At 64.4% G+C, this 23,779-nt stretch carries 26 protein-coding genes; 16 read left to right on the top strand and 10 right to left on the bottom strand.

Going from position 1 to position 23,779, the window contains the following annotated elements; genetic code table 11:
• Positions 1-536: 536 nt before the first annotated feature.
• The 3 genes from msrB to AC1DE1_RS11915 form a co-directional block, all read right to left on the bottom strand.
• On the bottom strand, positions 537-1,157 hold the full coding sequence (msrB, locus tag AC1DE1_RS11925) for a peptide-methionine (R)-S-oxide reductase MsrB (RefSeq protein ID WP_441604374.1): 621 nt from the start codon (positions 1,155-1,157) through the stop codon (positions 537-539).
• 29 nt (positions 1,158-1,186) lie between these two features.
• Positions 1,187-2,905 carry a cytochrome c biogenesis protein DipZ gene (locus AC1DE1_RS11920; RefSeq protein ID WP_477177272.1) on the bottom strand — a complete coding sequence of 573 codons (1,719 nt, stop codon included), beginning with the start codon at positions 2,903-2,905 and terminating at the stop codon, positions 1,187-1,189.
• A gap of 124 nt (positions 2,906-3,029) precedes the next feature.
• On the bottom strand, positions 3,030-3,725 hold the full coding sequence (locus AC1DE1_RS11915; RefSeq protein ID WP_477177271.1) for a hypothetical protein: 696 nt from the start codon (positions 3,723-3,725) through the stop codon (positions 3,030-3,032).
• 363 nt (positions 3,726-4,088) lie between these two features.
• On the opposite strand from AC1DE1_RS11915, the gene AC1DE1_RS11910 reads away from it, so the two are divergent.
• The 8 genes from AC1DE1_RS11910 (at position 4,089) to AC1DE1_RS11875 (ending at position 10,097) form a co-directional block, all read left to right on the top strand.
• Entirely contained in the window at positions 4,089-4,613 is a 525-nt protein-coding gene (locus tag AC1DE1_RS11910) for a sigma-70 family RNA polymerase sigma factor (protein ID WP_477177273.1), read from the top strand.
• A gap of 5 nt (positions 4,614-4,618) precedes the next feature.
• Entirely contained in the window at positions 4,619-5,278 is a 660-nt protein-coding gene (locus AC1DE1_RS11905) for an NrsF family protein (RefSeq protein WP_441604370.1), read from the top strand.
• 492 nt (positions 5,279-5,770) lie between these two features.
• Positions 5,771-6,073, top strand: a complete 303-nt coding sequence (locus tag AC1DE1_RS11900; RefSeq protein ID WP_441604369.1) for a hypothetical protein — start codon at positions 5,771-5,773, stop codon at positions 6,071-6,073.
• A gap of 320 nt (positions 6,074-6,393) precedes the next feature.
• Positions 6,394-6,786 carry a ribosome silencing factor gene (gene rsfS, locus AC1DE1_RS11895; protein WP_121878472.1) on the top strand — a complete coding sequence of 131 codons (393 nt, stop codon included), beginning with the start codon at positions 6,394-6,396 and terminating at the stop codon, positions 6,784-6,786.
• 85 nt (positions 6,787-6,871) lie between these two features.
• Positions 6,872-7,342, top strand: coding sequence for a 23S rRNA (pseudouridine(1915)-N(3))-methyltransferase RlmH (gene rlmH, locus AC1DE1_RS11890; RefSeq protein ID WP_441604368.1), 471 nt, complete (start codon positions 6,872-6,874; stop codon positions 7,340-7,342).
• 110 nt (positions 7,343-7,452) lie between these two features.
• Complete coding sequence (locus tag AC1DE1_RS11885) at positions 7,453-7,902, top strand: N-acetyltransferase family protein (RefSeq protein ID WP_477177270.1); 450 nt, start codon at positions 7,453-7,455, stop codon at positions 7,900-7,902.
• An 83-nt stretch (positions 7,903-7,985) separates the two neighbouring features.
• Positions 7,986-9,497: an acetyl-CoA hydrolase/transferase family protein gene (locus AC1DE1_RS11880; protein WP_477179099.1), complete on the top strand. Its 1,512-nt coding sequence runs from the start codon at positions 7,986-7,988 to the stop codon at positions 9,495-9,497.
• A gap of 30 nt (positions 9,498-9,527) precedes the next feature.
• A complete protein-coding gene (locus tag AC1DE1_RS11875; protein ID WP_441604365.1) occupies positions 9,528-10,097 on the top strand; it encodes a Maf family protein in 570 nt (189 codons plus the stop codon).
• A 14-nt stretch (positions 10,098-10,111) separates the two neighbouring features.
• On the opposite strand, the gene AC1DE1_RS11870 is transcribed toward AC1DE1_RS11875, so the two are convergent.
• Positions 10,112-10,918 carry a lysostaphin resistance A-like protein gene (locus tag AC1DE1_RS11870; RefSeq protein WP_477177268.1) on the bottom strand — a complete coding sequence of 269 codons (807 nt, stop codon included), beginning with the start codon at positions 10,916-10,918 and terminating at the stop codon, positions 10,112-10,114.
• Positions 10,919-11,147: 229 nt separating this feature from the next.
• On the opposite strand from AC1DE1_RS11870, the gene AC1DE1_RS11865 reads away from it, so the two are divergent.
• Positions 11,148-12,701: a hemolysin family protein gene (locus AC1DE1_RS11865; protein ID WP_441604363.1), complete on the top strand. Its 1,554-nt coding sequence runs from the start codon at positions 11,148-11,150 to the stop codon at positions 12,699-12,701.
• Between the two features lie 78 nt (positions 12,702-12,779).
• Here the strand turns inward: AC1DE1_RS11865 and AC1DE1_RS11860 are convergent, their stop codons facing one another.
• The gene (locus tag AC1DE1_RS11860) at positions 12,780-13,175 is read right to left on the bottom strand and encodes an MAPEG family protein (protein ID WP_477177267.1); all 396 of its coding nucleotides are present in this window, start codon (positions 13,173-13,175) and stop codon (positions 12,780-12,782) included.
• Between the two features lie 108 nt (positions 13,176-13,283).
• On the opposite strand from AC1DE1_RS11860, the gene ypfJ reads away from it, so the two are divergent.
• Both ypfJ and AC1DE1_RS11850 read left to right on the top strand, forming a co-directional pair.
• Complete coding sequence (gene ypfJ / locus AC1DE1_RS11855) at positions 13,284-14,150, top strand: KPN_02809 family neutral zinc metallopeptidase (protein WP_477177266.1); 867 nt, start codon at positions 13,284-13,286, stop codon at positions 14,148-14,150.
• Between the two features lie 91 nt (positions 14,151-14,241).
• Positions 14,242-14,604, top strand: a complete 363-nt coding sequence (locus tag AC1DE1_RS11850; RefSeq protein ID WP_477177265.1) for a YkgJ family cysteine cluster protein — start codon at positions 14,242-14,244, stop codon at positions 14,602-14,604.
• Between the two features lie 2 nt (positions 14,605-14,606).
• Here AC1DE1_RS11850 and AC1DE1_RS11845 read toward each other — a convergent pair whose 3' ends face one another.
• Positions 14,607-15,392: an anti-sigma factor family protein gene (locus tag AC1DE1_RS11845; RefSeq protein ID WP_477177264.1), complete on the bottom strand. Its 786-nt coding sequence runs from the start codon at positions 15,390-15,392 to the stop codon at positions 14,607-14,609.
• Entirely contained in the window at positions 15,379-15,927 is a 549-nt protein-coding gene (locus tag AC1DE1_RS11840) for a sigma-70 family RNA polymerase sigma factor (protein ID WP_441604358.1), read from the bottom strand. Before AC1DE1_RS11840 ends, AC1DE1_RS11845 begins: the two co-directional genes overlap by 14 nt.
• A 162-nt stretch (positions 15,928-16,089) precedes the next feature.
• Between AC1DE1_RS11840 and AC1DE1_RS11835 the strand changes: the two genes are divergently transcribed.
• Together AC1DE1_RS11835 and AC1DE1_RS11830 are read left to right on the top strand one after the other, a co-directional pair.
• Positions 16,090-17,031, top strand: coding sequence for a metallophosphoesterase family protein (locus AC1DE1_RS11835; RefSeq protein ID WP_477177263.1), 942 nt, complete (start codon positions 16,090-16,092; stop codon positions 17,029-17,031).
• A complete protein-coding gene (locus tag AC1DE1_RS11830; protein ID WP_477179098.1) occupies positions 17,028-17,384 on the top strand; it encodes a cupredoxin domain-containing protein in 357 nt (118 codons plus the stop codon). Before AC1DE1_RS11835 ends, AC1DE1_RS11830 begins: the two co-directional genes overlap by 4 nt.
• On the opposite strand, the gene AC1DE1_RS11825 is transcribed toward AC1DE1_RS11830, so the two are convergent.
• Positions 17,371-18,171 (bottom strand): dioxygenase family protein, encoded by an 801-nt coding sequence (locus AC1DE1_RS11825; protein WP_477177261.1) that lies wholly within the window; start codon positions 18,169-18,171, stop codon positions 17,371-17,373. The two genes, AC1DE1_RS11830 and AC1DE1_RS11825, sit on opposite strands and share 14 nt — an antisense overlap.
• Before the next feature lie 788 nt (positions 18,172-18,959).
• On the bottom strand, positions 18,960-20,867 hold the full coding sequence (locus AC1DE1_RS11820; RefSeq protein WP_477177260.1) for a DEAD/DEAH box helicase: 1,908 nt from the start codon (positions 20,865-20,867) through the stop codon (positions 18,960-18,962).
• A 119-nt stretch (positions 20,868-20,986) separates the two neighbouring features.
• Here AC1DE1_RS11820 and AC1DE1_RS11815 point away from each other — a divergent pair, with 119 nt between their 5' ends.
• Genes AC1DE1_RS11815 through rimJ form a run of 3 tightly spaced genes read left to right on the top strand, consistent with a single transcriptional unit; the run spans position 20,987 to position 23,182 of the window.
• On the top strand, positions 20,987-21,736 hold the full coding sequence (locus AC1DE1_RS11815) for an SDR family NAD(P)-dependent oxidoreductase (protein ID WP_441604353.1): 750 nt from the start codon (positions 20,987-20,989) through the stop codon (positions 21,734-21,736).
• Positions 21,737-21,785: 49 nt separating this feature from the next.
• Positions 21,786-22,634 carry an S-formylglutathione hydrolase gene (gene fghA / locus AC1DE1_RS11810; protein WP_477177259.1) on the top strand — a complete coding sequence of 283 codons (849 nt, stop codon included), beginning with the start codon at positions 21,786-21,788 and terminating at the stop codon, positions 22,632-22,634.
• Positions 22,631-23,182, top strand: a complete 552-nt coding sequence (gene rimJ / locus AC1DE1_RS11805; protein ID WP_441604351.1) for a ribosomal protein S5-alanine N-acetyltransferase — start codon at positions 22,631-22,633, stop codon at positions 23,180-23,182. The genes fghA and rimJ overlap by 4 nt, the downstream gene beginning before the upstream one ends.
• Positions 23,183-23,201: 19 nt before the next feature.
• On the opposite strand, the gene AC1DE1_RS11800 is transcribed toward rimJ, so the two are convergent.
• The gene (locus tag AC1DE1_RS11800) at positions 23,202-23,672 is read right to left on the bottom strand and encodes a pilin (RefSeq protein ID WP_477177258.1); all 471 of its coding nucleotides are present in this window, start codon (positions 23,670-23,672) and stop codon (positions 23,202-23,204) included.
• Positions 23,673-23,779 lie beyond the last annotated feature (107 nt).

Raw genomic sequence — 23,779 nt, 5'->3', positions numbered from 1 at the left:
TGTGGGAGCACACCCTGTGCGCGACAAACCTACGGAGCGGTACACCGCAGCGTGGCTGTCGCGCACAGGGTGCGCTCCCACAGACAAGCGGCAGGCGCGGCAAAGGACGGAGCGATGCTCGAAGCCGATGCGCAGCGAGGCCCAGCTTTAAGTCCTCAGCGATTCGGGCGCGTTGCGCAGCGCTTGGCAGTACCCGCTGTGTACCCTCGGAGGTTGTCCCACAACCACGCACCTCGAGCGTTCAGGCTTATCCCAACACAATGCTGCGGGCGTTATCAGGCCATTCTCTTTGGGTTACTTTTCTCTTGGGCCAGCAAGAGAAAAGTGACTCGAGCGGCGGCAGCCGTTCGAAACGCCCGCCGCGCAGGCGGCACGCTGGCCTCGAGGCGACAGTTAATCACCGAGGCTCTGGATCTTGTCCTGCACCGGGATGACGAGATAGAAACGTTCCCGCGAGCACCCGCCCCTCACCACCGTAAAGGTGGCAATGCCCCAACCCTCTCCCCAAAGGAGAGAGGGAGAAAGGGCGTCCACCGCTACGACGTCCTAGGCACAAACCTCAACGCCACCGAATTCATGCAATAGCGCAACCCCGTCGGCCGCGGCCCATCATCAAACACATGCCCAAGATGGCTATCGCAACCCGCGCAACTGATCGCAATGCGCTCCCACCCAAACGAAGAGTCGCGTATCTCGATCACATTCTGCTTGGCGATCGGCTGCCAGAAACTCGGCCAGCCCGTCCCCGAGTCAAATTGCGTCGCCGCATCGAACAACGCCGTATCGCACGCCGGGCAACGATAGAGCCCAGGCACGGCCGGCTTGTCATGCGCACCGCTGAAGGCACGCTCGGTACCCGCGCGACGCATCACGTAATAAGCATCGTCGCTTAAACGCTCATGCCATTGCGCATCGTTGAGCACGAGTTTGGGCACATGACATGGCCCCAGCTTGTGACCATCGTCCGCGAAGCACACGAGCAGCATGTCGGCGCCGGTGGCGGGTGGCGTTGCAGCCATCGCAGCACCGCTCAACGGACCACGCTTCAACAGCGTCGGTAACGCAAAGCCTCCAATGGCAGCAAAAGCTCCTCCTGTCAGCGCCGCGCGCAGAAAGCGGCGACGTTCCAGTTTCACGATGTCCTGGGTACGGGACATGGCAACCTCCGTGAGGTTAGTGACGTGAATCAGCCGAAGGTAAAGGCGTAGGCCTGCACGCCGGGATCGAGGAAGGTGATCTCGAAGGTCCGCTCGCCCGTGCCATTGGCCTGGCGTACCAATTGATAGAGACGCTGCGAGCCCACCGTTCCGTTGCCGTCGGCATCGGTATCCATGCCGTGGTCGGCGCCTGGCGTTTTGCCGTCGATGGTCACGCGAAAGCGCACCGGCTTCCCGTCATGGCCAGGGCCAAGCACCAGATGCAGGTCGCGTCCGCGGAAGCGATAGGTAATGCCGCCGTTGGCGCTGTCCAGTCGCGCACTTTCGTCGCGGACGGTCCAGCGCCCGTTCAGCGCCCACTGGTTGGTCATCAAGGTCTTCGGTGCGTGGTACGTCCACACATCGTCATGCGCCACCTGGCCGCCCGCGAAGTTCTCGGCACGGGCGTAACCGACATAGGTTTCCGGCGAGCGCATGGCATCACCCGAACCTGCTGCTTCCGCGCCCTCGGCGCCCGGCTGCACATAGCCGCCCGGGAGATTCTTCTGGCCGGCTTCGGTCAGCAACTGGCGGATCACATCTTCGCTCTGCTCGTACTCGCCTTCGCCAAAGTGGTGGTGGCGAATATGGCCTTGCGGATCGATGAAATAGTGCGCCGGCCAATACTCGTTGTTGAAGCCTTTCCAGATCGCGTAGTTGTTGTCGAGCGCCACCGGGTAATCGACGCCGAGGTCCTTGATCGCCTTGCTGACGTTCTGCGGATCTTTCTCGAAGGCAAACTCGGGGGCATGCACGCCGATCACCACCAGCCCGTGATCTTTGTACTTGTCGGCCCATGCATGCACATAGGGCAGCGCACGGATGCAGTTGATGCACGAATACGTCCAGAAATCGACCAGCACGACTTTGCCGCGCAGCGACTGCGCCGTGAGCGGCGCGGTGTTGAACCATTGGGTCGCGCCATCCAGCGACGGCAGTTCGCCTTCGATCGGCAACGGGTCGCCCTGCTTGACCACGGGCTGCGGCGCAGGCGCCGGACGGGCCGCGTCGATCAGCTTCTGCTCGATGCCACCCGTGCTGGCCAGCGCCACGCGCGTGAGCACGCCGGTATCCAGGCCAAGGGCAATCACGGCCACGCCGGCAAGCACCAGCACGCCCAGTGCGCGCCGCACCCATTCGCCAGCGCCCAATGAGCGCTTCATCAGCGAGAACACGCGACCGCCGATCACCAGCGCCAAGGCCAGCGAAGTGGCTGCGCCCGCGGCATAGGTGAGCAGCAGCAACGAGGTTTGCAGGCTGGCGCCGTTGAGCGCCGCGCCGGTCAGCAAGAGTCCAAGGATGGGGCCTGCGCACGGAGCCCATAGCAAGCCGGTCGCTATGCCCAGGCCGGCGGCCGACCAGATCGAATCGTTTTCATCCGAGTGCTGCGACAGCTTGTTGCCCAGCGCCACGAACGGACGGCTGATCCATTCGGCCAGCCGCGTGGAGAGCAGGGTCAGGCCGAGCACCGCCAGCACCACCATCGCGATGATGCGTCCGTACTGGTTGGCCTGGATGGCCCAGCTGCCGCCCACGGCCGCCAGCGTGGCGACCAGGGCAAAGGTCAGCGCCATGCCCAGCAGCATCGGCAGGCCGTTGCGCGCGAAAGGCCGGTCGGCTCGCGCGAACACGAACGGCAGCACCGGCAGGATGCAGGGGCTGAGGATGGTCAGTACACCGCCGAGATAGGCGAGGATCAACACGAGCATGGCGCGGCAGGTCCGAGGGGATGTCACCGGATCATTCGTCCGGGAGTTGTCTCAGGTTACATGCGCCATCAACAAAAAGGCCCGGCGCATGGCCGGGCCTCGTGGCTTGCTTTGCGGGCAACGATCAGAAGCTGGCGCGTGCGCCCACACTGATGTTCTCGGTGCCGTCATTGTTCACGCGTACGCCGCCATGCAGCGCCCAGGTCGGGTTGAAGCTGTAGACCAGGCCGAAGTCGGCATACACCTTGCCCAGGATGCCCGGGCCGCCGTGGCTGTAGCGGCCGCCGTTGCTGTAGCCGATATAGGCATTGGCAACCAGGTTATTCATCACGCGGCCCATCACGCCAGTGTTGATGGCCCAGAGGTTGCCGTTGGTGCTGACGTTGCCGCAGCGGCGATCCGAATAGTTGGCCGAGCTGACCCAGTCGCAGTAGTGGTCGCTGACGTGATCATGCATGTAGGACACTTGGGTCACCCAGTCGGCCTGCGAGCCGATGGAAGCGGCATAACCCATGCCCAGCGACCACGGGCGGTCCTTGAACTTGTCGGTCGAGCCATAGGTGTAGCCCGAGGCGTAGTCGCTGCTGGAATACGTGGGCGAGCGCAGATCGCTGTAGCTGCCGAACACCTGGAAGTTGTTGGCGAACTGGTACGAACCGCTGAGCGCCGCGCCGTCGGCCTTGGCGTAGTGGCCCGAGCCGGTCACGTTGACGTAGTCGAGCTGCACATAGGTGTAGCCGATGCCGTTGCCGTCGGTAGCCTGCGCAGCCAGCGGGGCGATGAAGGCGGCCAGCGCCATCGCCGAGAGGATCTTCTTCATTGGAGCGTTCCTTGCGATTGAAAACGAGCGGCCTGCGGGGGAGACAGGCTCGGCGCGCATTAGGCCAGCGGGGAGGAACGGAGGGCTATCGGATGCCTCTCAAAAGCCGCCAGGCGACGGCGTGGAGGAGGTCTTTGCCGCACGCAGCGGGCAGGGCGGACAGCCGCAGGCAGGTAACCGGGACCCGGCCCGCATCGAATAGGCAGTGAGTACCTGCGACGCTCACCTATGTCCGCCACCTTGACCGCAACCCACTCAATAGGTCTAGATATCGTCCTTTCCCGCTGGGCCAGGATCGATTCAACCGTGAGCGACGCTGCTGCTCCCATCAGCGACACGCAGGAGCGCGAGCGCGCCGCGTGGATGGCTGCGGCACAAGGTGGCGACCGGCGCGCCTATGAACAGGTGCTGGCGTCCTCGGTGCCGCTGATCCGCGTCGCTGCCCGTCGCAAGGGCGTGGCGGTGGATCAGCTCGACGATGTGGTGCAGGAAACCCTGCTCACCGTGCATCGCGTGCGCCATACGTATGATCCGTCGCGTTCGTACGACGCCTGGCTCTCCGCGCTGGCCGGTCGACGTGCGATCGATGCGCTGCGCAGCCAGGGGCGCCGCGGCAGCCGCGAAATACATGACGAGCATGCGTACGACATGCACCCGGACACCGACGATGCGACCGCGGCGACTGAACGCGAACAGGAAGCGCAGCGGCTGCACGATGCGATTGCCTCGTTGCCGCCGGGTCAGCGCGAGGCGATCGAGCAGTTGGGCCTGAAAGAACGATCGCTGGCGGAGGCATCCGCCGAGACGGGGCGCCAGACCGGCGCGCTGAAGGTCAACCTGCATCGCGCGCTCAAGGCGCTGCGGTCGCGTTTCCACGGAGAATCCTGAGCACCATGGCCGAACCCCGACTCCCCGAGTCACTGATCCATTCACTGGGCGACCAGCTCTCGCCGGTGCGGCGCTTGCCGCCCCCGTGGGTGCGCACGCTCGGCTGGCTGGTCGCGGTGGCGGTGATCGCGGCAGGGCTGTTGGCTCACTTTGGCGCCAGCCACATGATGCGCCGCTTCGAGGCCGCGCCGGATATCGCCATCGCGGGCGTCGGCGCCGTGATCACGGCGGTATGCGCGGCATGGGCAGCGTTTACGCTGGGCGTGCCGGGACGCTCCTCGCGTTGGGCCTGGCTGCCCTTGCCCGGCCTGTTGCTGTGGGTGGGCGCCAGCGGGCTGGGCTGCATACGCGACTGGCTGGGGCCATCGGCGCATATCGCCGCCTTCAACGAGGCCAGCGACTGCCTGATCTTCATCATCAGTTTGTCGGTGCCGCTGTCGGTGTTGTTGATCTGGCTGCTGCGTCGCGCCTGTCCTCTACGCCCTGTGCTGGCGGCCATCATGATCGGCCTGGCGTCCGCAGCCGCCTCAGCCGCCTTGCTTGAGATCTGCCATGCCTACGCGGTGGCGGCCACCGATCTGCTCACGCACGCGATGGCGGTGGCCATCGTGGTGTTGGTCAATGCGCTGATGGGCGGGCGCCTGCTGCAGCCTGCGCTGAAATAAATCGCGGCCCACGCTGAATCAAAAGCCGCCGCTAGTCACCGCAAAACAGGTGTTGCGTCGCAACACGGCAGGGCTGCCACGACGCGTGACCAAGGAGGCTCCGACGGCAGGCCGGCATTGGGCAACGAGGCGCCGAGGCGCAAAGCAGGCCGCCGCAGCGGCGCTTCGCACGCACCGCAACAATCGCAATTTATTGCTGCCGATTTGCCCGTATTCAAACTGAATGGGGTGGTTCGAACGCCACCTGCGCTTGTCATGCATGGGTATAGGCTTCCGCTCCGGAAGGGGCGCGGATCAATCGATCCGTTGATTGTGGATTGACGGACCAGGGATGGACCGTTCGCATCGTGCAGGAATGCTGATGCGGCGTGGCCGGTGTGGATGTACTCGCAGCCGGTTTGCCGTGGTCGTTCGGGAGGGACGATGGCGGCTGTTCCATGGAAGTGCGGCCCAACCGCACGGTTACCTCACCGCTTCTGGAGATACCTACCCATGAAAGTTTCCCGTTACGCCGTACTCGCCTTCGCGAGCGCCGTTGTGTTCGGTCTTGCCATGTCCCCCGTGATGGCACAGAGCACCACGCCGCAGTCGACCCAGGACGCCAGCAAGGACGCGATGAAGTCCAGCTCGGACGCCATGAAGTCCAGCAGCGATTCGATGAAGAGCGACGCGATGAAGAGCGATTCGATGAGCAGCGACTCGATGAAGAGCGATGCCAGCAGCCAGCATCACAAGAAGCAGCACAACACCAAGAAGAGCGCCGCGCCTGCCGCTGCGTCCACCGCCGGCCACTGATACCGTCGCGCTGAAAAATGACGAGGCTCTCTCCACGGAGAGGGCCTCTTTTTTTGCCTGTGTCTGCCAGGGCTCGCCCGCTTGCGGATGCACGAGCTACCTCAGTTGGGTGTCGAGGCAGGCTTTTTCAGTGTCCCGCCGGGGACGGTCAGAAGCGCAAAATGGCCGTAATTTGAGCCGTTTGGCCCCGTCGGGCGAAGGACCGAGGCTGCCGGGTGCCCTGGCGGCTGGTTTTTTCTGTTTGACATGCGCTTCAAGGTGGTCCGGTATACTGGTATTGCGCGATCCCGCGCGTCGATCCCGCATCGAGGCAAACGCACTTGAGTCAGACTGCCAAGCGCAGCACCAAATCCGCCACCACGGCGGTCGTTCGTCAGCAAGTCATCAACGCGCTGGACGAACTGAAGGCCAAGGACATTCGTGAAATCGATGTCCGCGGCAAGACCTCCATCGCCGATCTGCTGGTCATCGCCTCCGGCACGTCCGCGCGCCATGTGAAATCCATCGCCGACGAAGTCGTCAAGTTCGCCAAACAGGCGGGCGTGATGCCGCTTGGCGTGGAAGGCGAGCGCGAAGCCGAATGGGTACTGGTGGACCTGGGTGACGTGATCGTCCACGTCATGCTGCCGCGCATCCGCGAGTTCTACGGCCTGGAACGGCTGTGGACGGTGGGTGACCGCGACATGGACACCGAAGTCGCCAACGCGGGCTAAGGGCCCGCCCAGCGGCGGCGAGCGCCGTGCGCCGTTCAACGCGCGCGGCCTGCCGCTTATTTTCCCGTTTTTTGGATCGTCAATCATGCGCGCCCGTCTGATCGCCGTCGGCGAACGCATGCCCGCCTGGGTCGCCGAAGGCTTTGCCGAATACCGCAAGCGTCTCTCGCACGAGCTCCCGCTGGAATTGATCGAACTCAAGCCCGGCATCCGCGGCAAGGGTCGCGATGACGCGCGCGCGATCCAGGACGAAGGCGCGGCGATCCTGGCCGCGTTGCCGCGCGACATCCACGTGGTCGCGCTCGACGGGCGCGGCAAGACCTGGTCCAGCGAGGATCTCGCGGCGCAGCTCGCCAAGTGGCGCATGTCCGGTCGCGATCTCGCGTTTCTGATTGGCGGGCCGGATGGTCACGCGCCCGAGGTGCTGGCGCGTGCTGACCAGTCGTGGTCGCTCGGGCCGCTCACGCTGCCGCATATGCTGGTGCGTCTGGTGCTGGCCGAGCAGCTCTATCGCGCTACCACTTTGCTGGCCGGCCATCCTTACCACCGCGCGTAAAGCAGGGCGCCGTCGACCAGGCTGCCGCGTTTTCCGCGGCAAGTGGTCATAGGCGCGCCCCGAGTCGCCTCGCATACTGGTTGCAACGACACGGTTCGCGGGAGTTGCGCATGTCCATCACGGTACGCCAGGCCACCATCCACGACCTCGACCTTGTGGCGCCGCTGTTCGATGCGTATCGCGTGTTCTACGGGCAGGCGACGGATCTCGAACGGGCCACGCACTTTCTGCGCGAGCGATTCCAGCAGCATGACTCAGTGGTGATCTTCGCCCTGGACGCCGATGGCGAAGGCGCGGGATTTGTTCAGCTGTATCCGATGTACTCGTCGGTGCGCACGTCACGCAGCTATCTGCTGAACGATCTTTTTGTCGCACCGAACGCACGTCGACGCGGGGTGGCTGCGGCACTGATGCACGAGGCGATGGACTTCGCGCGCGCCATTGGCGCGGCCGGCATGACGCTCGCCACGGCGCATGCCAACACGCCTGCACAGCATTTGTACGAGTCCTTGGGATGGCAGCGGGACGAACAATTCCGCGAGTATTTCATCCGCTTCTGATGCATCGACCATCGTCTAGCTTGTCGAGAGTTTGACGTTACCGCGCAGTAGTATCGGGCGGTTGCCGCGCAGGAGAACTCAACGTGGACAAGCGCATCCGCCATGCAGGATTGGCCGCCAAGGTCATGACGGCCGCCAAGGCCGCTGAACGGGTCGATCACGGCATGACGATCGGCATGAGCGGTTTTACCGGTGCGGGCTATCCCAAAGCGGTGCCTCAGGCGCTCGCCGCGCGCATGGTGGCGACGCACGAGCATGGCGAACCGTTCCGCGTGCGCGTGTTGACTGGCGCATCCACGGCACCCGAACTCGATGGTGCGCTGGCGCGTGCCGACGGCATCGATCTGCGCCTGCCGTATCAGTCCGATCCGGAGCTGCGCGCACGCATCAATCGCGGCGAGATGGATTACCTGGACATCCATCTCAGTCACGTCGCGCAATACGCGTGGTTCGGCTTCTTCGGCAAGCTCGATCTGGCCGTGATCGAAGCCACCGCGATCATGCCCGATGGCAGCTTGCTGGCCTCCTCGTCGGTGGGCAACAACAAGACCTGGCTCGATCTGGCCGACAAGGTGATCGTCGAGGTCAATCACTGGCAGCCGCTCGAAATGGACGGCATGCACGACATCTACTACGGCACGGCGCTGCCGCCGCACCGCAAGCCGATTCCGCTGCTGAGGCCGGACGATCGCATTGGCGAAAAATATCTGCGGCTGGATCCAAGCAAAGTCATCGCGGTGGTCGAGACCAACGCTCCCGACCGCAATAGCGCGTTCGCGCCGCTGGATGATTGCTCGCGTCAGATCGCGGGACACCTGATCGATTTCTTCCGTCACGAAATCGCCAAGGCACGGCTGCATCCGCAGCTGCTGCCACTGCAATCCGGTGTGGGCAATATCGCCAACGCCGTGCTCGCGGGGCTGCAAGAGGGCGGCTTCAGCGGACTGAGCGCATTCACCGAAGTGATCCAGGACGGCATGCTCGATCTGCTCGAGAACGATGTGTTGTCGGTGGCCTCGGCCACTTCGTTCTCGTTGAGTCCGGCGGGCATCGAGCGCTTTCTGGCCAAGATCGATTTCTTCCGTCAGCGCATCATTCTGCGCACGCAGGAGATCTCCAATCATCCGGAACTGGTGCGCCGCCTGGGATGCATCGCGATGAACGGCATGGTGGAAGCGGATATCTACGGCAATATCAATTCCACCCACGTCGCCGGCACCAGCATCATCAACGGCATCGGCGGATCGGGCGACTTTGCGCGCAACGGCTTTTTGTCGTGCTTCCTCACGCCCAGTACCGCCAAGAACGGCGCAGTGTCGTGCATCGTGCCGATGGTGAGCCATGTCGATCACACCGAGCATGATGTGTCGGTGATCGTGACGGAGCAGGGCCTGGCCGATTTGCGCGGCCTTTCGCCGCGCCAGCGCGCCAAGGTGGTGATCGAGCGCTGCGCGCATCCTCACTATCGCCCGATGTTGCAGGACTATGTCGATCGCGCGCTGCATGACAGCCGCGGCAAGCACACACCGCATCTGTTGCAGGAGGCGCTGTCGTGGCACCAGCGTTTCCTCGACAGCGGCGATATGAGACCTTAGGGGTTCCTGCCTCCCCCGGGGTTGTTGCACATGCTCTATCTCGCCTCCCAATCGCCGCGCCGTCGTCAGCTGCTCGAACAGATCGGCGTGAACTTCCGCATTGTCGATGTCGATGTACCCGAGCAGCGCTTGCTGGGTGAAACGCCGCGCGACTACGTAAGCCGCGTGGCACGCGAGAAAGCCCGCGCCGGACTCGCTGCACTGGAAGAGACCGGCGCCGCCGTGCTCGGTGCAGATACCGAGGTCGTGCTCGATGACGAAGTGTTCGGCAAGCCCGACGATGCGGAGGATGCCGCCAGCATGCTACGTCGCCTCTCGGGCCGCGTGCACGAAGTGATCTCCACCGTATGGCTGGTCACGCGTTCAGGCGAATGGTCCGATACCAGTCTTTCGCGCGTGAGCATGCCGCCGTTGGACAACGCGACCATTGCCGCTTACATCGCCACCGGCGAACCATTCGGCAAAGCCGGTGCCTATGGCATCCAGGGGCATGGCGCCAAGCTGATCGAACACCTGGATGGCAGCCATTCGGGTGTCATGGGCATGCCGATTTACGAGACCGCGCGACTGCTGCGAGCGCACTCGCTGATTGCTGCCTGATCCAAGCGTCAAGCTCAGTGGCTCATCACGAACCACGACACCACGGCGAGCAGGTTGTTCATGCCATGGGCGACCACGGCCGGCCAGATCGACCCCGACTGCACGCGCAACCAGCCAAGGATGAGGCCGAGCAGGGCCAGGTTGGGCAGGGCGTACCAGAGAAACGAAAGATCCGGCAGATGCACACAGGCAAACAGCAAGGCCGACAGCACGATGGCCATGCCATTGCCGGTGTAGCGCGCCACGGCCGACAGCAGCACGCCGCGGAACAATAGTTCCTCCACCAGCGGACCCAGGCTGATCACCAGCACGGCCAGCGGCAGGCGCAAGGCCATCGAGGTATTGGCTCCCAGTTGCTTGATGTCCTGGCTCACCTCGTGTCCCTGCGCCAGCCATTGCGTGAGCATGCCGCCGACGATGGGCATCATCACGCCCGCGGCGAGTGCCGCCACGTAGAAGGCGATATGTGGAGTAGACGTGAAGCCCAGTCCTGGCGGCGCACCCTCGGTCCATCGCTCAGGCCACCAGCGCCGCGCGAAGTGCACGATCACCGAGGCGGAAATCAGCAGCGTCGCGATCACGGCTGCCGCTGTCATATCCGACTGGCCCAGCCAGTGACGACCCATGGGAATGATCGCACCGAGCCCGCCGCCGCCGCGCAACGCGCCGACGATGCCGGCGATCAGCGTGATCGCGCTACCCACGGCAAGCTGGAGCACGAAATACAGCACGATCAGGGCGATGGCTTGTCCGGGACTGGGCGCGCGCGAGGTCGATGGGGATGGCGAAACGGGCAGATCAGTCAGGCGGTTCGCGTCCATCGAGTCGATCCAGAGCGCACGCGCGCAGAGTGGTTGCGTCGGCAGGTTTCACCCCTGCCGACGGACACGATCACGCTAGACCCTGCTGCTGCGCGTGCCAATCCTGTCCTTTGGCACGGTCCGCGCAGGTGTGCCGCGCTCGGCCCGCTGGCTGTCATCGCGTTCACGGGATCGCCTTGTATAGTGACGGGACGATCCAAGGAGGAAATCGGCGCTCAGGCGCCAGCCCATGTTTGCATTTGACTGGCTGTCCGACCCGACTGTCTGGGCAGGTCTGCTCACCCTCGTGGTGCTGGAGATCGTGCTTGGCATCGACAATCTCGTCTTCATCGCGATTCTCGCCGACAAGCTGCAGGCGAAAGAACGCGACAAGGCCCGCGTGCTCGGCCTCTTGCTGGCCCTGGTCATGCGACTGGCGCTGCTGGGCGCGATGTCATGGCTGGTGAAGCTCACCACGCCCGTCCTCACGCTGGGCGCCGTATCGTTCTCGTGGCGAGACATCATCCTGTTGCTGGGCGGCGCCTTCCTGTTGTTCAAGGCGACCGTGGAGCTGCACGAACGCCTGGAGGCGGCCGACCATGACGATGCGGCCAAGCGCGCACCGGCGCGTTTCTGGCTGGTAGTCGCCCAGATCGTTGCACTCGATGCGGTGTTCTCGATCGACTCGGTGATCACCGCGGTAGGCATGGTCGATCATCTCTCGGTGATGATGATTGCCGTGGTGGTCGCGATGATCCTGATGATCAGCGCCAGCAAGCCGCTCACCAACTTCGTCAATGCGCGGCCGACCGTGGTGATCCTGTGCCTGTCGTTCCTGCTGATGATCGGTTTCAGCCTGGTCGCGGAGGCCTTCGGTTTTCATATACCGAAGGGCTATTTGTATGCGGCGATCGGCTTCTCGATCCTGATCGAGGCGTTCAACCAGACCATGCGCCGCAATCGCCAGCGCAGCCTGCTGGGCAGCGCACGCACGTTGCGCGATCGCACCGCGCTGGCGGTGCTGAACCTGCTGGGCGCCGGCGGCGACGACGAAGATGTCGCGCCCAAAGCCACCGCGGCGAAACCCGAAGGCAACGTCGCCATGTTCGGCAAGGACGAGCTGGCGATGGTGCAGGGTGTGCTGGATCTGGCGCATCGGCCGGTGCGTTCCATCATGACGCCGCGGCCGGAAATCAACTGGATCGACCCGCGCGAAAACGTCGAGCAGTTGCGCGCGGAAGTCACTGCATCCAGTCATGCATGGCTGCCGGTGGCAGGCGATGATCTCGACCAGTTGGTGGGCGTGGCATCATCGCGCGACCTGCTGGCGAGCCTGCTCGAACACGGCCATATCGACGTGGATCAGGTGGTGCGCAAGCCGCTCACCGTGCTCGAATCGCTGAGCGTGCTGCGCCTGATCGAAGAGTTCCGCCGCTCACCGCTGCAAGTGGCGCTGGTGGTGGACGAATACGGCAGCGTGCTCGGACTGGTCACGCCCACCGACGTGCTCGAAGTGATCGCGGGCGAGTTTCCCGACGATGAGAGCGGTGATCCCGCCGCCGTGCAGGAGACCGACGGAGCCTGGCTGCTCGACGCCAGCCTCGACCTGCGCCGCGTCGAACACCTGCTCGGTTTCAAGCTGACCGGCGACGATAGTTTTTCTACCCTGGCGGGTTACGTGCTACAGCAGCTGGGCCGACTGCCCAGCGCAGGCGATGCCTTCACCAGCGAAGGCCTGCGTTTCGAAGTGGTGGCGATGGACGGCGCACGCATCGAGCGGCTGAAGGTGAATCCGATCGAATGAGAGAGCGTCGCGCACAGGGTGCGCTCCCACAACAACCTTGCCCTGTGGGAGCGCACCCTGTGCGCGACGCCTTTCGCCTCAACCGATCAAGAGCGCACGCCCCAAACCAATAACAGCCAATATCAGCGTCACGCCCCACGCCATCGAAGACACCATAAAACCCGGCCCACGCTTCGCCGCATCCTGCAGATAAGCCACCGCGTACCAAACGCGGCCGGCCACCCAGACCAGGCCCGCCACGCCAGCCCACAGCGGATAGCCGTACTGCACCGCCAGCCACAGGGTAGGCAGGAAGATCACGGTCGATTCCAGCGTGTTCATCTGCACCCGCCAGGCGCGCTCGAACGCCGGATGCCCGTCGATGGCCGGCGCCTTGACGCCATATTTCTCGCGGGCATGTCCGGTGGCCCAGACCGTGCCGAACTGGAGCAGGACCGTCAGCAGGACGACGATGGCGGGCAGGTGCTGGATCATGGCGGGTACTCAGGGAAAGGTCGCCCACTGTAGCCATCGCGTGCCAATGGCGGGAGGGGGCGCGAGGGGTTATCGTCTTGCCATCGTTGGATGAGCGAGGGCCTTCCTATGGATTGGCAGAAGGGCGAGCGGAGTCAGAACGTCGAGGTCGACAGCGGCGGTGGTGGTGGCGGTCCCCGTTTCGGCGGCGGTCGCGGACTGGGCATTGGCGGCATCGTCGTCCTGGCCATCCTGGGGCTGGTGTTTTTCAAGGATCCGACTGCGCTGTTGAGCCAGGTCGACAGCGGTGGTCAGCAGGTCGCTGCGCCGAGCGGGCAGTCGACCGATGTCGATCCCCAGACCAAGGAATTCATTGAAAGGGTTCTCGGTTCCACCGAGAAAACCTGGGGCGATATCTTCACGGCGCACGGGCGCCAGTATGTCGATCCCAAGCTGGATCTGTTCAGCGGCGGCGTGCGTACCGCTTGCGGTGCAGCGTCGACAGCAGTGGGGCCGTTCTATTGTCCCGGCGACCAGAAGGTCTACCTCGACGTGGCGTTTTTCGAGGAACTGCAAAGCCGCTTCCAAGCTGCCGGCGACTTCGCCCGTGCCTACGTGATTGCGCACGAGGTGGGCCACCACGTGCAGAACCTGCTTGGCGTGTTCGACCAGGTGGAGCAGGCGCGTCGCCGTGGTGCGCGGATGGAAGGCGCCGATGGCTTGTCAGTGCGCCAGGAGCTGCAGGCCGACTGTTTCGCCGGCGTGTGGGCCAACCACAGCCAGCAGCGCCTGCAGTGGCTGCAGCCGGGCGATATCGAATCGGCGCTCAACGCGGCCAGCAAGATCGGCGACGACGCGCTCCAGCAGCAGGCGCAGGGCAGGGTGGTGCCGGACTCGTTCACCCACGGTACCTCGGCGCAGCGCGTGAAATGGTTTACCGCCGGGTTCCAGAGCGGCGATATCGCCAGCTGCAATACCTTCGCCGGCGAGCCCTGAGCGAACAGCACGTCAAAGGCCCGCCATGCGGGCGTTTGACGTTTTAGAATGGCCGCCTGCGCGCCTCGGGGTGCGCTTTCGAACGATCTGCATGTTGCATCCCTGCCTCAGTTGCGGTGCCTGTTGCGCCTATTTCCGCGTGGCCTTCCATTGGTCCGAGGCGGACGCGTCGCTGGATGGCGTGGTGCCGCCAGAACTCACCGAGACACTCGACCCGCATCGCCTGGTCATGCGCGGCACCCAGGCCTCGCGGCCGCGCTGCGTTGCTTTGCAGGGCACGGTGGGGACTGCGGCCCATTGCGGCATCTACGAGCGTCGGCCTTCGGTGTGTCGCGAGGTGGAACCGTCGTGGGAGTTCGGCCGTCCAAGTGCCCAGTGCGACAAGGCGCGGCTGGGGCACGGCCTGCCGCCGCTCACGCCGGAACACTGGCCGCAGGCCGTGTCCGGCGACTGAGCTCAGCGCCCCATCAGCGGGTTGGCCTCGTTCTGGAAGGCCAGCACGAACTGTTTCAGATCACCTTCGTTGACGTCCGAGACGACCACGTAGTGCATGCCGTCGCCGGTCCAGCGGATTACCGTGTAACCGTGTTCCTGGCTGGCGGCCTGCGCGGTCGGGCGAGTTTCGGCGGGCCACTGGAACAGGTTGATCACATGCAGGTGACGCTTGTAGATCAGCGCGGCCACGCTATGGCCTTCCAGTGCATCCAGGCGGCCACCCACCAGCGGAAAGCCTTCGGCGGCCAGATCCTTTACCCGCGGCGAGAAATCGAGCTTGCCCTCGAACCATGGCTTGACCGTGTGCTGGTCGGTCGACACCACGTCCATCAGATGTTCGCCCTGCAATGAGCGCACATGGCCGGAAATGGCCTGGGCGACGATGGCGTCGTCTGCGCCTCGCGTGGGCAGCCAATGGAGCCACGCCGGCACGGAGAGCAGCACCGCAGCGGCAAAGCCCGCTGCCGCTGCGAACGCGACAGGTGTGCGTCGCCGCACAGTGATCGGTGTCACCTTTGGAGGCGCCGCAGCTGCCGCAGGCGTCGTCCATTGGGCTCGCAAGGCATCCGGCGCGCGACGGTACAGCGCCGGTTCGGACAAGGCCTTCTGCATGATGGCGTAAGTCTCGTAACGTGACCTGCACGCGCTGCACTCGTGCAGGTGGCGAGCCATCGCAGCACTGCTGGCAGCATCCAGTTCGTCGTCGAGATAGGCGTGCAGTAGCAGCCCGGCGTCATCGCAGATCATGACGGCGTACCTCCTTGGGCCGGCAGGTGAGTTCGGCCCGCAAGCGATCGCGGGCACGCGCAAGACGGGACATCACCGTGCCGATCTTCTGTCCGGTGATGGTCGCGATTTCCTTGTATGAGCATTCTTCCAGTTCACGCAGTACCAGGATTTCGCGCAAGGGCGACGGCAGCCGTTCCAGCGCCGCCTGCAGTGCGCCGACGTCCACGGCAAGCAGGGTGAGGGTTTCGGGCGACGGGCCATCGTCGATGAGCGGATGCACCGCCTCGTCCAGTTCGTCGTGCAGCGCATCCTGCGGAGTGCGGCTGCGCAGCGTGTAAAACGTGTTGCGCACGATCGCCAGCAGCCACACCCGCACGTCGCCACCACGGAAGCTGTCGAAATAACGCAGCGCGCGCAGCATCGCTTCCTGCACGACATCCTGTGCATCGCTGGGATTGCGTGCCAGCCAGTGGGCGAGGTTGTACGCCGCGTCCAGATACGGGACCACCTGCGCCTCGAAGCGTGCGCTTCGTGCGGCGTCGGCGGCTCTCATGCTGGCGGTCGGCTGGGATGGCATAAGTGGGTATACCCCGGTTGCGGCCACTTTATTCCAACGCGCTTTTCGCGGCACGTGCCGGGAATAGACCGGTGCATCGGCGGGTATTTGGCTTAGGGCGCGGACGAAGTGTCTGCCGCCACTAGCGGAGATCCGACCATGGACGACATTCAAGACCTCGAGGCCGGCGACCGCCGCCAGTTCCTCAAATGCATGGCGTGGGCCGGTGCCGGCACGCTATGGCTGATGCACGGCGGCGTATTGAAAGCCCAGCCGCTGACGGCACAGGGAGCGGCCACTGCTGCCGACTCCACCTTCAGCTTCGTGCAGATCAGCGACTCGCATATCGGCTTTCACAAGGCGCCGAACATGGATGTGGCCGGCACGCTGCGACAGTCGCTGGCGATGATCAACGCGCAGAAGAAGGAGCCCGATTTCGTGCTGCATACGGGTGACCTTACGCATTTGTCGCGACCGGAGGAATTCGACGCGCTGTCCGGCATCATGCAGGACGCGCGCATGGCCAAGGTGTTCTACGTGCCCGGCGAACACGACGTGATCGGCGACAACGGCGCCGAATACTTCCGCCGTTTCGGCGAACGCCAACAAAGTGGCGGCTGGTACAGCTTCGACCATCACGGCGTGCATTTCGTGGGACTGATCAACGTGCTGAATCTGAAAGCCGGTGGCTTGGGCTCGCTCGGCGCCGATCAGCTGGCATGGCTGAAGAAGGATCTCGCCGGACTTTCCGCCGACACGCCGCTGGTGGTGTTCGCGCACATGCCGTTATGGCCGCTTTATCCGGACTGGGGCTGGGGCACGGACGACAGCAATGAAGCGGTGAGCTATCTGCGTCGCTTCGGTTCGGTGAGCGTGCTCAACGGCCACATCCACCAGATCCAGCAGAAGGTCGAAGGCAGCATCACCTTCTACACCGCGCGCTCCACGGCTTATCCGCAGCCCGCGCCTGGCACGGCGCCTGCGCCCGGGCCAATGAAGGACGTCGCCCCGAACGACCTGCATCGCTATCTGGGTATACGCGACGTGCGCCACGTGCAGGGCAGCCACGCGCTGGCCGTGACCGAAGAGGTGATGGCATGAACGTGATGTCATGGTCGCTTTCGGTGATCACGACCTTGGTCGTGGCCGCCGCGACAACCTCGCCGGCGCTGGCTGCCAGCGCAGCGAAGAGCACGCCCGCCAAGCCCGCCGTGGTGGACATCAAGGATTTCGCGTTTGCTCCGAAAACCTTGACCATTACGGCGGGCACGCGCGTGGTGTGGACCAATCTCGATGAAGAACCGCACGTGGTGGTCAGTGCAGGCAATCAGTTTGCGACGTCAAAGGCGCTCGACACCAGCGACAGCTACGCCATCACGTTCGACCACGCTGGCACCTATGCGTACTACTGCGCCATCCATCCCATGATGGTCGGCACGATTATCGTGAAGTGACGGCGCTGTCGAAGCGGTAGATATCCATCGCGAGCAGGCCATATTCGATACCGGCATCGATGCGCTGGGCGTGCGAGCCCTCGCCCGCCGCGCCCAGCGCCACGAACAGCGGAAGCAGGTGTTCGTCGGTGGGATGCGCGCGTTCGGCAAACGGCGCCCGACGGCGATAGTCGAGCAGGGCGGGCACGTCACCCGCGGACAACTTGTTCTCGATCCATTCGATGAACGGTCGTACGTACGGCGCCTCGCGCTCTTCGCTGTAGCCGGCGCGGAAATCGTGCAGGTTGTGCGTGATGCTGCCCGAACCGATCACCAGCACGCCGTCGTTGCGCAAAGGTGCCAGCGCGCGACCCACCGCGTATTGATGGGCAGGCCCCAGCTGCGGCTGGATGGAGAGGGGAACGACAGGGATGTCGGCGTCGGGGTAGAGCAGGCGCAACGGCACCCAGGCGCCGTGATCCAGGCCCTGCGTGGGATCGAGCGTGGTCGGCAGGCCGGCCTTGTCGAGCAGTTCGGTGACATGGGCAGCGAGTGCCGGCTCCCCCTTCGCCGGATATTGGATGTCGAACAGCGCCTGCGGAAAGCCATGGAAATCGTGGATGGTCTCGGGACGTGTGGCCCCGCCCACCTGCGGCTGGCGCGCCAGCCAGTGCGCGGTAGCGATCACGATGGCCCTGGGCCGGGGCAGTTCACGCGCGAGCTCGGCCAGCCGCTCGCCCACGCGACGGGGCTGGATCGCGGTCATGGGCGAGCCGTGGGAGATGTAGAGGCTGGGGAGGGTGGTCATGGTGGCGTACCTTTTGGGGACCACCCTAGGTTAGGGATTTGGCGGGGAATTGCAGCGTGCGTGGGGTGAACGATGCGTCACTGGAGGGGAACGATGGGGGCTTTCGCCATGCCACTTCGTGCTCGTCGTCATGACGCCTGCTTTCAGCCTTTCAGCTAGTCATTCCTGCGAAGGCAGGAATCCAGTGACTTTGCGCTTCGATTGTCGCGCTGCCGCCAGCGCGGCGGGCGTTTCGAGCGGCTGCCGCCGCTCGAGTCACTTTTCTCTTGCTGGCCCAAGAGAAAAGTAACCCAAAGAGAATGGCCTAGAAGAGCAAGGGCTCGTAGTGTCGTGTTGAATACGATCTCCTGTCGCTCGAAGGGCTCGGAAGCGTGGCGATCGTCCGACATGCGATTGGACTACACCGCAACGCGCCATGGCGAAGAGGGCTTAAAGCGCTGCATCGCTGCGCATCGGCTTTGGCACACAAACTCGCTGCCGCGCCCGGCCTGGCGCTTGTCTGTGGGAGCGCACCCTGTGCGCGACAGCCACGCTGCGGTGCACCGCTCCGTAGGGTTGTCGCGCACAGGGTGCGCTCCCACAGAAGAGCCGACCGACAAGATTGATCCGCCATCCACGAACCTGCGTCGCCTTGTAGGAGCGCACTTGTGCGCGACCGCACCACCTGGATGTACCGCTCCGTAGGCTGGTCGCGCACAAGTGCGCTCCTACAAAAAACACGCCCGGCGATGCCGGGCGCGATTTGGTTCTTGATGTGGCCTCGACGTCAGGCACACGAGGCCCCGCGCTTACTTCGCGCGACGCGGCCCCTTATTCCCACCGCTATGCCCCTGCGGCCGCGGCTTTCCGCCACCCGGCTTCTTGTTGAAGCCGCCACCCGGACGGAAACCGCCACCCTGGCGACGCGGAGCGGCATCGCCGGCGCCGCTGTCATCGCCGTCCCACGGCTTGATGCGCAGCTGCTGCTGGCTCACCCACACCTTCTGCAGGTGCTGGAACACTTCGGCCGGCATGCCGTCGGGCAGGTCGATCAGGCTGTATTCGCCGCGGATGCTCAGGCGGCCGATATGGCCGCTTTCCAGGCCGGCTTCGTTGGCGATGGCGCCGATGATGTTGCCCGGCTTGACGCCGTGCTCATGGCCCACTTCCACGCGGAAGGTACGCTTGCCTTCTTCCGTGTGATGCGGGCGCACGGGGCGCGGCGTGAAATCGCGCGGGCCACTGTCGCGATCGTGCGGACGATGTTCGCGTTCACCGCGATGCTCGCGATCGCCCCGATGCTCGCGATCGCCACGGTCACGGCCATGCTCGCGTTCACGACCCTGCGGTTCGCGCGGGGTGAATTCGCGCTTGGCCGGCGGCGTCAGCAGCAGCGGCTGGTTGCCCTGGGCGATGCGTGCCAACGCGGCAGCGATTTCGACGGCCGGGATATTGTGTTCCTGCTCGTACTGCTCGATCAGCTGCTGGAACAGCTGCAGTTCGCCCACCGCGATGGTGTCGCTGATGCGCTGCTTGAACTTGGCGATACGCACGTCGTTGACTGCTTCCACCGTCGGCAGCTTCATCTCTTCGATGGGCTGGCGGGTGGCGCGTTCGATCGCGCGCAGCATGCCTTTCTCGCGCGGCGTGACGAACAGGATCGCCTCACCGCTGCGACCCGCGCGACCGGTACGGCCGATGCGGTGCACGTAGCTCTCGGTGTCGTACGGGATGTCGTAGTTCATCACGTGGCTGATGCGTTCCACGTCCAGACCACGCGCGGCCACGTCGGTGGCCACCAGGATGTCGAGCTTGCCGTCCTTGAGCTGCTGGATCACGCGCTCGCGCTGAGCCTGCGCGATGTCGCCGTTGATGGCAGCGGCGGCGAGGCCGCGCGCCTGCAGCTTCTCGGCCAGTTCTTCGGTGGCCGACTTGGTGCGCGCGAAGATGATCATCGCGTCAAACGGCTCGGCCTCGAGGATGCGGGTCATCGCGTCGAGCTTGTGCATGCCGCTGACGAACCAGTAACGCTGGCGGATATTCGCCGCGGTGGTGGTCGACGACTTGATCGTCACTTCGCGCGGATCTTTCAGATGCTGCTGCGCAATCTTGCGGATCGGCGTGGGCATGGTGGCGGAGAACAGCGCCACCTGGCGCTGCGGCGGGGTCGCCTGCAGCACTTTCTCGACGTCGTCGATGAAGCCCATGCGCAGCATTTCGTCGGCTTCGTCGAGCACCAGGAACTTCAGCTCGGACAGGTCGAGCGTGCCGCGATCGAGATGGTCGATCACGCGGCCGGGCGTACCCACCACGATCTGCACGCCGCGCTTGAGCGAGTGCAGCTGCGGGCCATAGCTCTGGCCGCCATAGATCGGCAGCACCTGCAGGCCTGGCATGTGCGTGGCGTAACGCTGGAACGCTTCAGCCACCTGGATGGCCAGCTCGCGCGTCGGCGCCAGCACCAGCGCCTGCGGCTTGCCGGGCTTCAAATCGATGCGCGAAAGAATCGGCAACGCGAACGCGGCGGTTTTGCCGGTGCCGGTCTGCGCCTGGCCAAGCACGTCGCGACCTTCCAGCAGCGGCGGAATGGTGGCGGCCTGGATCGGCGAGGGCGACTCATAACCGACATCGGTGAGTGCGCGCAGCAGCTCCGGATGAAGGCCAAGCGCAGCAAAGCCGACGGCTGCCGGCTGGGAATCGGAAGACGGGGAGGACATGGGGGAACCTCGACATGGCATGCACGAGGGCATGCGGGAGAATGACGGTATTGTAACAGGCTGGCCCGGTCGCGCCGGGATTTTTGTGCTAGCTGATGGCTATTGGGTGAGGATTATTCATGTCTGGACGTCTTGATGGTCGAGTTGCGCTGGTCACTGGCGCCTCGTCGGGGATAGGTGAGGCCACCGCGCTGGACCTGGCTGAGGCGGGGGCAAAGGTTGCTATCGCGGCCCGTCGTCGCGACCGTCTGGAGGCGCTGGCCGTGAAGCTGCAAGCGCTGGGCGCCGATCCGCTCGTGCTCGTGGCCGATCTCGCCGACGAGCACGAAGCCCAGCGCATCGTGTCCGAGACAGAGGCGCGCTACGGCCGCCTGGACATTCTGGTGAACAACGCCGGCGTGATGTATCTGGAGCCGGTCGAAGAGGCCGATCTCGGCCGCTGGCGTCACATGCTGGAGCTGAACGTGCTCAGCCTCATCGCCTCCACGCAGGCTGCGTTGCCCGGCATGCGCCAGCGCCGCGACGGGCACATCGTGAATATCTCGTCGACGGCCGGGCGCGTGGCCAATCCCAACGCCGCCGCGTATTCGGCGACCAAGTTCGGCGTGGTGGCGTTTTCCGAAGCGTTGCGCCGGGAGGTGTACCAGCACAATATCCGCGTCACCGTGATCGAGCCCGGCGTGGTGGAGACGGAACTGCGAGACCACATCGGCCACGCTGTCACCAAGGACAACCTCAACGCGTGGGCCGACAGCATGCGCCAGCTGCAGTCGGTGGACGTGGCGGAGGCCATCACGTTCTGCGTGTCGCGTCCTTCACACGTCAACATCAACGAAGTGCTGATGCGGCCCACCGACCAGGAGCGCTGAGACAAGCGCATTATCATTGGCAGGCTCTGTTTCAGCACAAGGATTGACCATGACAGGGATCGAAACGATCTCCGAGCAACGCTGCCACGGTGGCGTGCAGGGGTTTTACCGACATCAATCGGATAGTTGCGGCGGACCGATGCGCTTTGCGCTGTTCCAGCCGCCGCAAGCGGCACAGCAGGCGTGCCCGGTGCTGTATTTCCTCGCCGGCCTGACCTGCACGGAAGAAACCGCAACGATCAAGGCCGGCGCCCAGCGGCTGGCCGCCGAGTTGGGGCTGATCCTGGTGATGCCCGATACCAGCCCGCGCCAGACCGGTTTGGACGGCGCCACCGGCGACTGGGAATTCGGCGAAGGCGCCGGCTTCTATCTCGATGCGACGCAGTCGCCTTGGTCATCGCGCTTTCGCATGCACAGTTACATCGTAGATGAACTGCCCGCGCTGATTGCAGCGCACTTTCCTGCCGATATCGCCCGCAGCGGCATCACCGGCCATTCGATGGGTGGCCACGGCGCGCTCACCATCGCCTTGCGCCATCCGGATCGATACCGCTCGGTATCGGCCTTCGCGCCGATCGTGGCGCCTAGCCAGGTGCCGTGGGGGCAGAAGGCATTCCCGCGTTACCTTGGCGACGATGTGAAAACCTGGGCGGACTATGACGCCTGCGAACTGGTGCGCACGCACCGTTTCGACGGCACCATCCTGATCGACCAGGGCGAAGCCGATGGCTTTCTCGCCACGCAGCTCAAGCCCGAGTTGTTTGACCAGGCCTGCGCCGAAGGYGGCCAGTCGTTGCTGCTGCGCCGGCATGGCGGTTACGACCACAGCTACTACTTCATCACCAGTTTCATCGACGACCACCTTCGTCATCACGCCGAGGCGCTGGGGGCGTTGTGAGCGTGTTGCATCCCATCACCACGCGCCGCGCGGTGCTGCGGCTGGTCGAGGTGGCCGATGCGTGGAAACTGCTGCGTTATCGCGAGCAGAACCGCGAGCATCTGGCGCCCTGGGAACCGTTGCGCGACGACGCTTACTACACCCTTGACCACTGCGTGCAGACGTTGGCGGAATCGCGCGAGGCCGTGCGGCTGGATCGGGCCTATCCGTTCTTTGCGCTGGACCTGTCGGGCCAGGAAATCCTCGCCAGCTTCACCTTCGCCAACGTGGTGCGCGGTGCGTTCCAGGCCTGTCACCTGGGTTATAGCGTGGCCCAGCGCAGGCAATCGCAGGGCTTGATGCAGGAAGTATTGGAAACGGCGCTGCCTTGGGCCTTCCATCAGTTGGACATGCATCGTGTGATGGCCAACTACATGCCGCGCAATGAACGCAGCGGTCGCTTGCTGGAGCGGCTTGGTTTTGAGCGCGAAGGTTATGCCAAGCGCTACCTGCAGATCGCCGGCGTGTGGGAAGACCACGTGCTCACCTCGCGCATTCGAGAGCCGTAGCTACCCTGGCGCGCGCGACTCAGCCCTTGGTGGCAGCCGGCGCCGGCAATGCGGGGCGCGTGCAGCGTGCAGGCATCCATTGGGTGGCGCCGGCAATGATGTCGCAACTCCACACCACCGGGGCATTGCCGCCGGCCGCTGAATTGTCCAGGGGTGTGAGAAGAAAAACGGGGTCGGGTGTCGCGCCGGTGTTCTGCGTCGCAATGGTGATGCGCCCGGTTTCGGAGACGTCGATCTTCGACGTATACGCACTGACCGACGATGTGGCGTTGAAGGTGAGGTCGCCAGGTTTGAGCTGGCTCAGCCCGCCGCGCACGGTGGCGGCTTCCATCACTACCAGCTTTGCCGCTTCACCGGACTGGAGTGCTTCGTCCAGGCGTTCGGACACGTGATGATTGCGCCAGGTGGGAATCGCTATGGTGGCGACCACGGCCACGATGGCGAGTAGTGCAAGGCCGATCATGATGGGCTTGGATCGTTCGCCGCTCATCTCGATGCTCCTTTACCGTGACTATGTTTGGACAAATCCCGTGGCAAGCGAATGAGAGATTCGTCAAAGCTATTTGGGCAGCTACGCCACAAGGGCGTGCGCACACC

The organism is Dyella sp. 05T440, assembly GCF_056395965.1.
This window is presented reverse-complemented; position numbering and strand designations above follow the sequence as displayed.